This is a genomic window from Mycetocola sp. CAN_C7 (assembly GCF_015752285.1).
Taxonomy (GTDB): domain Bacteria; phylum Actinomycetota; class Actinomycetes; order Actinomycetales; family Microbacteriaceae; genus Mycetocola_A.
This window is the reverse complement of record NZ_JADOUY010000007.1, coordinates 23174-35507: the sequence shown is the minus strand read 5'-3', so window position 1 is coordinate 35507 and position 12334 is coordinate 23174. Positions and strand designations below refer to the sequence as shown.

General features: G+C 65.5%; 10 protein-coding genes. 6 read left to right on the top strand and 4 right to left on the bottom strand.

All coding sequences use genetic code 11. The features are described 5' to 3' along the window. Nucleotides 1–89: 89 nt before the first annotated feature. Entirely contained in the window at nucleotides 90–1178 is a 1089-nt protein-coding gene (locus tag IWX78_RS14435; protein ID WP_196834338.1) for a GNAT family N-acetyltransferase, read from the bottom strand. A 251-nt stretch (nucleotides 1179–1429) separates the two neighbouring features. Here IWX78_RS14435 and smc point away from each other — a divergent pair, with 251 nt between their 5' ends. The 3 genes from smc to IWX78_RS14420 are packed head-to-tail and all read left to right on the top strand — an operon-like array spanning nucleotide 1430 to nucleotide 6396. Then, nucleotides 1430–4987: a chromosome segregation protein SMC gene (gene smc, locus IWX78_RS14430; RefSeq protein ID WP_196834337.1), complete on the top strand. Its 3558-nt coding sequence runs from the start codon at nucleotides 1430–1432 to the stop codon at nucleotides 4985–4987. Between the two features lie 36 nt (nucleotides 4988–5023). Continuing rightward, nucleotides 5024–5899, top strand: coding sequence for a signal recognition particle-docking protein FtsY (gene ftsY / locus IWX78_RS14425; protein ID WP_196834336.1), 876 nt, complete (start codon nucleotides 5024–5026; stop codon nucleotides 5897–5899). Beyond that, nucleotides 5899–6396, top strand: a complete 498-nt coding sequence (locus tag IWX78_RS14420; protein WP_334684757.1) for a DUF2004 domain-containing protein — start codon at nucleotides 5899–5901, stop codon at nucleotides 6394–6396. The genes ftsY and IWX78_RS14420 overlap by 1 nt, the downstream gene beginning before the upstream one ends. Before the next feature lies 1 nt (nucleotide 6397). On the opposite strand, the gene lipA is transcribed toward IWX78_RS14420, so the two are convergent. Together lipA and lipB are read right to left on the bottom strand one after the other, a co-directional pair. Next, nucleotides 6398–7417, bottom strand: coding sequence for a lipoyl synthase (gene lipA, locus IWX78_RS14415; protein ID WP_442929257.1), 1020 nt, complete (start codon nucleotides 7415–7417; stop codon nucleotides 6398–6400). Beyond that, nucleotides 7414–8067, bottom strand: a complete 654-nt coding sequence (gene lipB, locus IWX78_RS14410) for a lipoyl(octanoyl) transferase LipB (protein WP_196834335.1) — start codon at nucleotides 8065–8067, stop codon at nucleotides 7414–7416. Before lipB ends, lipA begins: the two co-directional genes overlap by 4 nt. A 103-nt stretch (nucleotides 8068–8170) precedes the next feature. On the opposite strand from lipB, the gene ffh reads away from it, so the two are divergent. Then, nucleotides 8171–9730 (top strand): signal recognition particle protein, encoded by a 1560-nt coding sequence (gene ffh / locus IWX78_RS14405; RefSeq protein ID WP_196834334.1) that lies wholly within the window; start codon nucleotides 8171–8173, stop codon nucleotides 9728–9730. On the opposite strand, the gene IWX78_RS14400 is transcribed toward ffh, so the two are convergent. Continuing rightward, the gene (locus IWX78_RS14400) at nucleotides 9727–10869 is read right to left on the bottom strand and encodes a glutamate--cysteine ligase (RefSeq protein WP_196834333.1); all 1143 of its coding nucleotides are present in this window, start codon (nucleotides 10867–10869) and stop codon (nucleotides 9727–9729) included. The two genes, ffh and IWX78_RS14400, sit on opposite strands and share 4 nt — an antisense overlap. Before the next feature lie 73 nt (nucleotides 10870–10942). On the opposite strand from IWX78_RS14400, the gene IWX78_RS14395 reads away from it, so the two are divergent. Together IWX78_RS14395 and rpsP are read left to right on the top strand one after the other, a co-directional pair. Beyond that, on the top strand, nucleotides 10943–11731 hold the full coding sequence (locus IWX78_RS14395; RefSeq protein ID WP_196834332.1) for an LLM class F420-dependent oxidoreductase: 789 nt from the start codon (nucleotides 10943–10945) through the stop codon (nucleotides 11729–11731). Nucleotides 11732–11909: 178 nt separating this feature from the next. After that, on the top strand, nucleotides 11910–12332 hold the full coding sequence (rpsP, locus tag IWX78_RS14390; RefSeq protein ID WP_196834331.1) for a 30S ribosomal protein S16: 423 nt from the start codon (nucleotides 11910–11912) through the stop codon (nucleotides 12330–12332). Nucleotides 12333–12334 lie beyond the last annotated feature (2 nt).

The following is a 12334-nucleotide window of genomic DNA, read 5'->3' as shown; positions in this document are numbered from 1 at the left end:
GTCTGAGCGTCGAGTCGCCACAAATCGTCGTCTGGACCCTCGGCGAACGACGATCTGTGGCACATCGAGCCGTGCCTGCGCTGGCTGCGTCAGACGCTCTTCTTCCAGGCCGCCTCGTAGCCGGCCGGCACGAAGCCGACCGCCTCGTTGACGTCGAGCATCGGACGGTTCTCCTCGGCGTTGAACGTCACGATGCGGTTCGTGGCCGGTGACACCCGGCCGAGCTGCTCGATGTTGGCGATCTTGAGGAGCATCCCGAGTCGGTGCCCCCGATGCTCTTTGAGCACGAGCGTGTCTTCCTGCGTTGCCGGGCGCCCCTGATGCTCGGGCAGCGCCAGGTCGGTGAACCCGACGAGACTGTTCGTCGGCAGATGGATCGCGGCCGAGGTCAGGTTCAGCCGACCTCCTGTGACATTCATGTCGTCGAGATTGCGCATCCGCTCTTCATCCCAGTCCTCCTCGGCGTACTCGATCCCGGCCATCGGGGCATCCGTCGACATCCTCCGATGCAGGTGAGCCATGTCTGCGAGCCATTCGACCGGGCACCGGCCGATCCACTGCACGACGGCGTAGTCGGCCGCGTGCGCCGCGGCATCCGCTTTTCGGCGCGCAAGCACCTCAGGGGCGACGGGCAGGTCGATGCGCGACATCCGATCCACCTGCTCGATCCGGTACCCGTTGGCGAGCGCGAACGCCACGGCAGGCGAGTCGCGATCGATGGCGCCGAAACCGGTCGGCGGCGTCAGGACGTCGTTCGACACCGGCGACAGGTGAGAACTCCAGGACTGGAAGACCCGCCAGCCGTCAGCGGATGCCGCCGCCTCGACGGCAGACAACAGTGCGGTTCCGACACCACGGCGCCTCGCCTCCCTGATGACCTGCACCTCGACGAAGGCGGCGGTCGCGTCCTCCTCGAGTTGCCACTCATACACGGCCCGTCCGACTGGCCTGCCCGCCAGCCTGGCAAGGAAGACCCGTTTCGGTGAGAACCGGTCATGGTAGAACGGCAACAGTTCCCGTGCCGTGATGGTCAGATCATCCGTGCCGAGGATCTCGGCCTCGACGTCGTTGCGGATCCGGGTCATCTCGGCGAAGTCGGAGCCCCCGGGGGCGTCGAGTGTTGCGGGGATGGTCAACTCGTCGATGGTGAGCCCATCGGTCACGGTGGCGGCAGGCATGACGACTCCAGCGGTGTCTGTGCTGCACCGGACGGGGCAGCCCACCAGTCTAACGAAACGGCGGCCACACGACCAGAGGCCCCAGACGACCGGAGATCCCACACGACGAGAGAACCGCTTGCGCACGTCAGACAGGCGGGTTCGCTCGCGAGAGCGGGTCGGTGAGCCGGGTTTCGGGCAACCTTGGGTACGGTAGTGCTCAGCTTCGCGCGCCCGCGCGACCACACACGTGCGACACGGAAGGACCCGCGGTGTATTTGAAGAGCCTCACTCTCAAGGGCTTCAAATCATTCGCGCAACCCACGACGTTCGCTTTCGAACCCGGCGTGACCTGCGTGGTCGGGCCCAATGGGTCCGGCAAGTCCAATGTCGTCGATGCCCTCGCCTGGGTGATGGGGGAGCAAGGGGCGAAAACCCTCCGCGGCGGGAAGATGGAAGACGTCATCTTCGCCGGTACCTCGACCAGGGGTCCCCTCGGCCGTGCACAGGTGATCCTCACCATCGACAATTCCGACGGTGCCCTCCCGATCGAGTACACCGAGGTCACGATCTCACGCACGCTGTTCCGCAACGGCGGCAGCGACTACGCCATCAACGGCGAGAACTGCCGGTTGCTCGACGTGCAGGAACTCCTCAGCGACTCCGGCCTCGGACGCGAGATGCACGTCATCGTCGGACAGGGCCAGCTGGATGCCGTGCTCCGCGCCAGCCCCGAGGAGCGCCGTGGCTTCATCGAGGAGGCGGCAGGCATCCTCAAACACCGGCGTCGCAAGGAAAAGACCCTCCGCAAGCTCGATGCCATGCAGACCAACCTGACCCGGCTGAGCGACCTCGCCGGTGAGATTCGCCGTCAACTCAAACCACTCGGCCACCAGGCCGAGATCGCCCGCGAAGCACAGACCATCGCCGCGATCGTTCGGGATGCCAGGGCACGGCTCCTCGCGGACGACGTCGTTACCCTGCGTCGCGCCCTCGACGACCACGGCCGGACCGAAAGTGAACGCCACACCGAACGCATCGTCCTGCAGGAGCAGCTGGAGCAGAAACAGCTGCGGATAGCCCGCATCGAGCAGGCCCAGGTCGGCGACGCCGTCGACGGCGCGCGGCGCACCAGTTTCGCCCTCGAAAGCGCACAGGAGCGACTGCGCAACCTGTACACCCTCGCGAACCAGCGCCTGGCACTCCTCGGCTCACAGGGCGACGCACAGGATGCCGGGCCGAGCGTCACCCGGTCGATGGTCGACGATGCGCGCGCCGAGGTCGCACGCCTGAAAGACCTGATCGGTACGACGGAAGGCGGCTGGAATCGTGCGCGGGCCGAGACCGCGTCGGCGCGGAGCAGGCTGGACGCCGTCGATACGGAGATCGCCGCGCAGAGCGCACTCGTTTCCCGTCACGATCTCGAGATCACGAAGCTGTCCGGGCAGGCCGACACAGCTGCATCCCGCCTCGCCGCTGTCCGCGGTGAACGACTGCGGCAGCAGAACGCCCTCGACGCCGCGACCGACCGGCGCCGAGGAGCCCAACTCCAGCTCGACGAGGTCGAGGAATCCGCCGGGGACGTCGACGCAGGCGAGAGCGGACTCGACGAGGCCTACGAGCTGGCGCAGGCCGCAGTGTTCGAAGCGGAAGCCGAGATCGAACGTCTCCGCGAACTGCTCCACGGCCACGAGCGGGAACGCGACGCACTGGCCGCACAGACGAGTGCCCTCTCCAGGGCACTCGACATCAAGGACGGCTCTACCGATCTCGTCGCCGCGGGGCTCGCCGGCATCCGGGGGGTCGTTGCCGACGCGGTGCAGGTCCAGCCGGGCTTCGAGACCGCGATCGCCGCCGCGCTCGGCACCCTCGCCGATGCCGTGCTCGCCGACGACCGTGCCGCAGCTGAGCGGGCGATCGAACACGCCAGGACTCACGAACTCGGACGCGTCGAAGTCGTCATCGCTGAGACCTCAGGCGCCCCAGTGTCGTGGCCGTCGATTCCCGGGGTGCGGCCGGCGGCATCCATCGTCAGCGCTCCGGACGGCGTTCTCGGCATCCTCAACTTTCTCGCGATCGCAGACGATGTCGACGCCGCGCGGGCAGCCGTCGACACGCTCGCCGCAGCCGATCTGGGCGGACCGGTCACCCTCATCACCCGCGGCGGCGACGTGCTCACCGATTTCGTCCTCCGTGGAGGGTCGGGTGGCAAACAGGGTCGCATCGAACTCCTCGCCGAACGTGACTCTGCTGCCGAACGACTCGCCGAAGTGACCACCCTCCTCGACACCGCCCGGTTCGACCTCGCCGAACACCGCGGACTCCTCAGCGCGGCCAAGGAACGCTCGAAGAATGCGCTCGGTGCCCTCCGTGAGTTCGATTCGCAGGTCGCCGCGCAGGCCGAACGGCTCAACCGTGCACGCGTGCAGGTGGAGGCATCCGCCGCCGAATGCGAACGTCTCAGTGCGGCATTCGCCCTGTCAGGGGATGCTGTCACCGACGCGGAGAACGCGGCGTCCCGCGCGAGGTCCGAGCTCGAGACCGCGAAATCCCGCCCGCGCCCGATCCTCGACCTCAGCGCACGCGAATCGCTCCTCGTCGAACTCGAAGCGGCGAGGGAACGGGAGCTCGAAGCGCGCCTGCAGCTGGAGACCGCGCGGGAACGCGTCAGGGCCGAGGAGGAACGCACCCGCACCCTGATCGCGCAGATGGAGGCCGACCGGCTCGCTGCTGAGGCGGCCGCCCGCCGGGCCGTGATCCGTGCCCGGCAGGTCGAAGCAGCAACGGGGGTCGCCGACGCCCTGCCGGCCGTGCTCGCGTCCGTCGACCGCTCCGTCGCCGAGGCCAAACTGGTGCTCGAGCGGGCTGAGCACGAGCGTGCCAGCCAGAACGCCGAACTCGTCGCCCTCCGTCGTGAGGAAGCAGCGTTGCGTGAACGGCTTCAGGCCATCACCGAGAACGTTCACGGACTCGAGTTGCAGATCTACGAGAAGAAGCTGCACCTGTCGAGCCTGCTCGAGCGCGCCGGATCAGAGCTGGGACTCGTCGAGGACGTGCTCGTCGCCGAATATGGTCCAGACATCCCCGTCCCGCCGGACGACACACAGTCCCAGCACTCCGAGGGGAACGCGCAGGATGCCGCGTCCGATGGCATCCCGTTCGACCGCGCCGTCCAGCAGAAACGGCTCGAGAAGGCTGAGCGCACGTTCGCGCAGCTTGGCAGGGTCAATCCGCTTGCCCTCGAGGAGTTCGCCGCCCTCGAACAACGCCACGCCTTCCTGACCGAGCAGCTCACCGACCTCACGAACACGCGCAAGGATCTGCTCGCGATCATCGACGAACTCGATGAGAAAATGCAGGTGATCTTCGGCGATGCCTTCGACGACACGAAGGCCGCGTTCGCCGAAGTGTTCCCCGTGCTTTTCCCTGGCGGAACAGGCAGTATTTCTTTGACCAACCCGGATGACCTGCTCACCACGGGCATCGAGGTCGCCGTGAAGCCCGCGGGCAAGAAGATCGAAAGACTGTCACTGCTCTCGGGCGGCGAACGGTCGCTCGCCGCCGTCGCGCTGCTGATCGCGATCTTCAAGGCACGGCCGAGCCCGTTCTACATCATGGACGAGGTCGAGGCCGCACTCGACGACGCCAACCTCGGCCGGCTTCTGACGATCTTCGAGGACCTCCGCCGCACCAGCCAGCTCATCGTCATCACCCACCAGAAACGCACGATGGAGATCGCAGACGCCCTCTACGGGGTCTCGATGCGTCAGGACGGCGTCTCGGCGGTCGTCGGACAGCGGGTGGCGGCACCCGAAGAGAAGGCCGGCTGAACGCAGCGGTCCGCTTTCACTCGATAGTCTGGACACATGGCAGAACGCACGCCCTGGTCACTCTCCGGCGCCCTCAAGGGCATGTTCCAGAAACCGACAATCGACGACGACACCTGGGAGGACCTCGAGACGGCCCTGCTGAGCGCCGATTTCGGGCCAGACGTGACCGAGGCCGTCGTCGACGACCTCCATGCCAAGGTCGACCGTTACCGCACGACGGACCCGCGGGATCTGCAGCGGATGCTCCGCGAGTCGATCGAGGAACGACTCTCGAAATACGACACGACACTGAAACTCTCCGAGCGTCCGGCCGTCGTGCTCGTCGTCGGCGTGAACGGGGTCGGCAAGACCACCACGATCGGCAAGTTCGCCAAGTTCCTCGGCACCTACGGACGCAGCGTCGTCGTCGGCGCCGCAGACACCTTTCGTGCCGCGGCCGTCGAACAGCTCGCGACCTGGGCCGAACGCGGGGGAGCGCAGATCATCCGTCCCCAGCAGCAGGGCCAGGACCCGGCATCCGTCGCTTTCCAGACCGTCGACTACGCCAAGCGCACCGGCGTGGAGATCGTGCTCATCGACACCGCAGGTCGCCTGCAGACGAAGAGCGGGCTCATGGACGAATTGTCGAAGATCCGCCGGGTGATCGAGAAGCAGGCACCCATCTCTGAAGTGCTGCTGGTCCTCGATGCCACGACCGGGCAGAACGGGCTTGCCCAGGCAGAAGCGTTCATCGAGCACGCAGGCGTCACCGGGCTCGTCCTCACCAAGCTTGACGGGTCGGCTCGTGGCGGGTTCGTACTTGCCGTTCAGGAACGCACCGGCATTCCGATCAAACTGGTAGGGCAGGGTGAGGGCATCAACGACCTCACCGGTTTCACCCCGCACGTCTTCGCACAGAAACTGGTTGGCTGATGATCGAACATGACTTCTTCGGGGCGATCGACACGGATGCCACCGGTGGGCTGTACTGGTCGGAGACCGTCGAGGTGGGTGACCAGGCGGTCGACGTCTCACTGAGCGCTCCCGGCGGAGAAACCATCTCCCCGGACGCTCTCGACACGGCGGCAGGGGTGATCAGCTCGCTCGACGGCCTTGACCTGCGTGCCCGCGAGGCCATGCTCTCCGACGTCGATGACCGCAACTCCGACGTCACCCAGTTCATCGAGCAGACCATCGATGAGGTGGGTGATGATCTCGTCGACCTGCTCGTCGACCACTCCGGTGACAATGACGTCGACATCATCCGGTCGCTGCAGCTCATCCGTGTAGCGATCTCGCCTCACCAGGCCGGTGAGAGCGCCCCGTTCGCCTCATTCGAGTTCGCGTTCGACCCTGACAATTCCGATCTGGCACTCGTCGTCTACCTGTCGACCCGCGGTGAGTCCGTCGGTATTGAACTGCTGAGCTGACTCAGCCGACCGCCTGCGCGAAGCCGAGCGCCGGGTCGGCCAGATGGTCGAGCCCCGCCGGAATCGGGCGGCCCTTGCGATGCATCGACTGGGCCCACAGCCGTCCGGCGCGGTAGGAGGATCGGACGAGCGGTCTGGCGAGAACGCCGAGGAACCCGATCTGCTCGGCGAGCTCCTTGAAGGCGACGAACTCCTCCGGATGCACCCATCGCGCCACCGGGAGATGCCGCGGGGTGGGCCGGAGGTACTGGGTGATCGTGATGATGTCGGTGCCGGCGTCGTGAAGGTCACGGAGAGCATCCGCTACCTCGGCCTCGTCTTCGCCCATGCCGAGGATGAGGTTGGACTTGGTGATGAGCCCGGCCGCGCGGGCCTGCGACAACACGTCGAGTGACCGCTCGTAGCGGAAGGCGGGACGGATCCGTTTGAAGATGCGCGGGACGGTCTCGACGTTGTGGGCGAACACCTCAGGCTGTGACGCGAACACCTCGCCGAGCAGGTCAGGATTTCCGGAGAAATCGGTTGCGAGGATCTCCACGCCGGTTCCCGGGTTGTCGGCGTGTATCCGGCGAACCGTCTCCGCGTGCAACCAGGCGCCTTCGTCGGGGAGGTCGTCGCGGGCGACACCGGTGACCGTTGCGTAGCGCAGATTCATGGTTGTGACGGATGCCGCGACGCGGCGCGGTTCATCGGTGTCGTAGTCGGCGGGCTTGCCGGTGTCGATCTGGCAGAAGTCGCAGCGGCGCGTGCACTGCGACCCGCCGATGAGGAACGTGGCCTCCCGGTCTTCCCAGCATTCGTAGATGTTGGGGCACGCAGCCTCCTGGCACACCGTGTGCAACCCCTCGTCCCTGACGAGTTTCTGCAGGCTCTGGTACTCCGGTCCCATCCGGGCCTTCGTTTTGATCCAGTCAGGCTTCTTCTCGATCGGGGTGGCGGCGTTTCTGACCTCGAGACGGAGCAGCTTGCGGCCATTCCCCGTCACCTGCGGTGACGGGCCCGGGCTGCCGCAGGCGCTCACGCGGCCGACTCCGTTTCTGTCACGTCGACCGCGCTCGACAGGAACGCGGCGACGACGGAGTCCAGCGCATCTGAGGGAGTGACGGTGCGGCCGGATTCGATGCTCACCGTCGTGACCCCGGCGTCGGTGATGCCGCACGGAACGATGCGGCTGAACGGTTCGAGGGAGTTGCTGCAGTTGAGAGCGAAACCGTGCATGGTGACGTTGTCGGCCACGCGCACACCGACTGCTCCGATCTTGCTGTAGCCGTTCCCACTCGCCACCCACACGCCGGAGCGTCCGTCGACTCGTTCGCCTCGCACGCCAAATCCGGCGATCACATCGATCATCACCTGCTCGAGACGGCGCACGTGCTCGATCACGTCCACGGGTTCGGGCAGACGCAGGATCGGATAGCAGGTCAACTGGCCCGGACCGTGCCAGGTGATCTTCCCGCCCCTGTCGACGTCGACAACGGGAGTGCCATCCGTCGGGCGCTCGGTGGACGATGTGCGCTTCCCTGCCGTGAAGACGTCGACGTGTTCGCACAGAATGAGTGTGTCCGAGGCCGAACCGTCGGCGACGCTCCGATGGGTGCGGCGCTGGAGTTCCCAGCCGTCGATGTAGGTCAGGTAGGTGGGCGCGAGTCCGGCAACGAGAACGTCGGTCATGTGGTCAGCCTAGTATTAAATAGACCGAGTCCAATAACACCATCCGGCGACTCGGGCGATTGCGGTGCGAGAGGGGCGCGAGGCTCGGTAAACTGGACCTCAAATGGCTACTTTTGGAAACCTCTCAGACCGGCTCTCCGAGACCTTCAAGAATCTCCGCAAGAAGGGCTCGCTCTCGGCGTCAGACGTCGACGGCACCGTACGTGAAATCCGTCGCGCCCTTCTTGAGGCCGACGTCTCTCTCGATGTGGTGAAGGACTTCACCGGCAAGGTGCGCGAGCGCGCGCTCGGCGACGAGGTCAACAAGGCGCTGAACCCTGCCCAGCAGGTCGTGCAGATCGTCAACGAAGAGCTCGTCGCGATTCTCGGCGGCGAGCAGCGCCGGCTCGAGTTCGCGAAGACCCCGCCGACGGTGATCATGCTCGCCGGCCTTCAGGGCGCCGGTAAGACGACCCTTGCCGGGAAGCTGGCCAAGTGGCTGGCGAAGGACGGCCACACGCCGCTCCTCGTCGCCGCCGACCTCCAGCGCCCCAACGCCGTCACCCAGCTCAGCGTCGTCGCCGAGCAGGCCGGTGTCGCGGTCTACGCCCCCGAGCCCGGCAACGGCGTCGGTGACCCCGTTCGCGTGGCGAAGGACTCGATCGCCTACGCCAGGCAGAAGCAGTACGACACCGTCATCGTCGATACGGCCGGTCGCCTCGGCGTCGACGCCGAGTTGATGAAGCAGGCGTCGAACATCCGCAAGGCCGTCGACCCTGACGAGGTGTTGTTCGTCATCGACGCGATGATCGGACAGGATGCCGTCGCAACGGCGAAAGCGTTCCAGGAAGGTGTCGACTTCACCGGCGTCGTTCTCTCCAAGCTCGACGGTGACGCCAAAGGTGGCGCGGCGCTCTCCGTGGCATCCGTCACCGGTCGACCGATCATCTTCGCCTCCACCGGTGAGGGACTCGACGATTTCGAGCCGTTCCACCCCGACCGCATGGCCAGCCGTATCCTCGACCTCGGTGACATCCTCACCCTGATCGAGCAGGCCCAGCAGGCATTCGACGAGGACGAAGCCCGCGAGATGGCCGAGAAGTTCTCCACAGACAGCTTCACGCTCAACGACTTCCTCAAGCAGATGCAGCAGCTGCGCAACATGGGGTCCATCAAGAAAATGATGGGCATGCTCCCCGGCATGGGTCAGATGAAGCAGCAGCTCGATGCGTTCGACGAGCGCGAGATCGTTCGCACGGAGGCGATCATCCAGTCGATGACCCTCGCCGAGCGGGAGAACTCCAAGTTGCTCAACGGATCCCGTCGGCTGAGGATCGCCCGCGGTTCCGGTTCGACAGTGACCGAGGTCAACGCGCTGGTCAACCGCTTCGAACAGGCGGCGAAGATGATGAAAACCGTCGCAAAGGGAGGCGTTCCGCAGATCCCCGGCATGGGCCCCATTCCCGGCGGTGGAGGCGGAAGCTCACGCAAGCCTCAGCCGAAGAAGAAGGGCTCGAAGTCAGGGAACCCGGCGAAGCGAGCGACCGAGAACGCGGCGCTGGCATCCGGTGTGAAACCGGCAGCGGCGTCGACCGGTGGAGGATTCGGTCTCGGCGGTGCGCAGAGCTCTGCGACCCCGACCGAGGAAGAACTCGCCAGCCTGCAGAAGTTCCTCGGACGCTAACGGGACGGCGCCGAACCGGCGCGCAGTTCCTGCGCCAGCGCCTTGACGACAGCGCTGAGGTCGCCGTTGTTCTCGTCGGCGACCCGCAGTTGCCGGATGTAGCTGGCTCCGTGGTCGATGATCGAGGCGATGGAGGCCAGTTCTTCGGCGCAGCCGAGCCGGTCGGCGACGGGGGAGAGCAACGTGAGAAGCTCACGGATGTCATCGGTGACCGGGCGTTCATTGCCCGCGTTGTCGAGGATGATTTCGGCATCCAGTCCGTAGCGGGCGGCACGCCACTTGTTCTCGCGCACGTACCAAGGCTGAAGGACCATCAGCTTCTCGCCGTTGTCGAGACGGGTCGAGAGATGCTCGACAAGACAGTGGATGAGCGCGGCGACGGCCGCGAGTTCACGATGCGTCGACGCCCCGTCACAGAACCGGACCTCGAGCGTTCCCCAACGTGGGGACGGGCGGATGTCCCAGCGCACCTCTGTGTAGTCGTCGATGATGCCCGGGGTTGTCATGTCTGCGACGTACTGCTCGAATGCCGCCCAGTCGGCCAACTGGTACGGCAGGCCGGCGGTCGGGAGCTGCTGAAACATCAGGGATCGGTTCGAGGCGTACCCCGTGTCGATTCCGGTCCAGTACGGACTGGATGCCGAGATCGCCTGCAGGTGGGGGATGTAGCTGAGCATCGCGTTGAGGATGGGCATCACCTTGTCGCGGTGCTCGATGCCGACGTGCACGTGCACGCCCCAGATCATCATGTTCCTGCCCCACCACTTCGTGCGCTCGATGAGCTTGTGGTACCGCTCCTTGTTCGCAACGGGCTGGTCATACCACTGGCCGAACGGGTGGGAGCCGCTCCCGATGATGTCGATGCCGCGGCCGAGCGTCACCGTGCGGAGCTCCTGCAGCTGGCCGTCGAGGTCTGACACAGCGGCAGCCACCGTCCTGTGGACGTTGCTGACGAGTTCCACCGTATTGAGTAGCAGTTCGCCGGTGATGTTCGGGTGCGGCGAACCGTCGGGCTGGGAGAGTGCGAGCAGCACCTCATCTGCGGCCGAAACCAGTTCGCCGCTGTCGCGGTCGACGAGAGCGAGTTCCCACTCGATCCCCACAGTCGATCGTTCCGATCGTGCGAAGTCGATGCCCATGTGTGACCGTCCGCTCCGCCGGGCGGGTGCACGGCACGCATTTATCCTTCCACGTCCCACCTAGGCTTGAGGCATGTCATCTTCGCAGAGCCGCCCCGTCCGTATCGGCGTACAGATCGCACCCCAGCACGCGATGTACCCCGCCATCCGCGACACCGTCGCCGAACTCGAAGAACTCGGCGTCGACATCCTCTTCAATTGGGACCACTTCTTCCCGCTGAGCGGCGACCCTGACGGGCTCCACTTCGAGGCCTGGACGATGTTGGGAGCCTGGGCGGAGCAGACGAGCCGAGTCGAGTTCGGCACGCTCGTGAACTGCAACAGCTACCGGAACGCCAACCTTCAGGCCGATATGGCGCGCACGCTCGACCACATCTCGGGCGGTCGGTTCATCTTCGGCACCGGCGCCGGCTGGTTCGAGCGTGACTACGACGAGTACGGCTACGAGTTCGGAACGCCTGGCAGCCGGATCGCGGCGCTCGGAGAAGCTCTCCCGGTCATCACAGACCGCTGGTCGAAGCTGAACCCGCCGCCATCGAGGAAGATCCCGGTCATGATCGGCGGAGGTGGCGTGAAGAAGACGCTGCGCATCGTCGCCGAGCACGCAGACATCTGGCACAGCTTCTCGTCTCCGGAAATCCTCACCGAAAAGCTCGAGATTCTCGGTCAGCACGGTGAGAACGTCGGTCGCGACGTCTCTGAGATCGAGGTCTCGACCGAGCTGAAAGGCAGGGATGAGGCGACGGCGGATCGTCTGCTCGAGCTCGGCACGACCATGTTCACTCTCGGCATCTCCGGGCCCGATCACGACCTCGCCGCGGTGCGCAGATGGCTGTCCTGGCGTGACAGCGTCACATCCTGACATCCGTCTGATCCTGCTGGTAACGGGAGCCCGGAAAATCTGACAGAATGGTTAGTCGAGTCTGCACCCGCCCGACCCTCTAATCAGGCGCTGCAGCAAATAGAGCTTTCGGACCGAGTGTGCCCCCACGCAGCCGGTGACGAGCACAATCACACAACAAATAACTTTCAGGAGAATTGTGTCTGTCAAGATTCGTTTGAAGCGCCTGGGCAAGATCCGCGCACCGTACTACCGCATCGTCGTCGCCGACTCACGCACCAAGCGTGATGGCCGTGTCATCGAGGAAATCGGCCAGTACCACCCCACCGAGGAGCCCTCGTTCATCGAGGTCAAGTCCGAGCGTGCACAGTACTGGCTGTCGGTCGGCGCACAGCCGACTCCTCAGGTCGAAGCCATCCTCAAGCTCACGGGCGACTGGGGCATGTTCAAGGGTGACAAGGACGCTGTTTCGACCGTCAAGGTGAAGGAGCCCAAGGCTGCCTTCGTCGCAGACGAGAAGAAGAAGCCCGTCCTCAAGCCGAAGGCTGAGAAGCCGGCCGCCAAGGAAGAAGCTCCCGCTGAGGCTGAGGCCGCACCGGCAGCTGAAGAAGACAAGGCGTAACA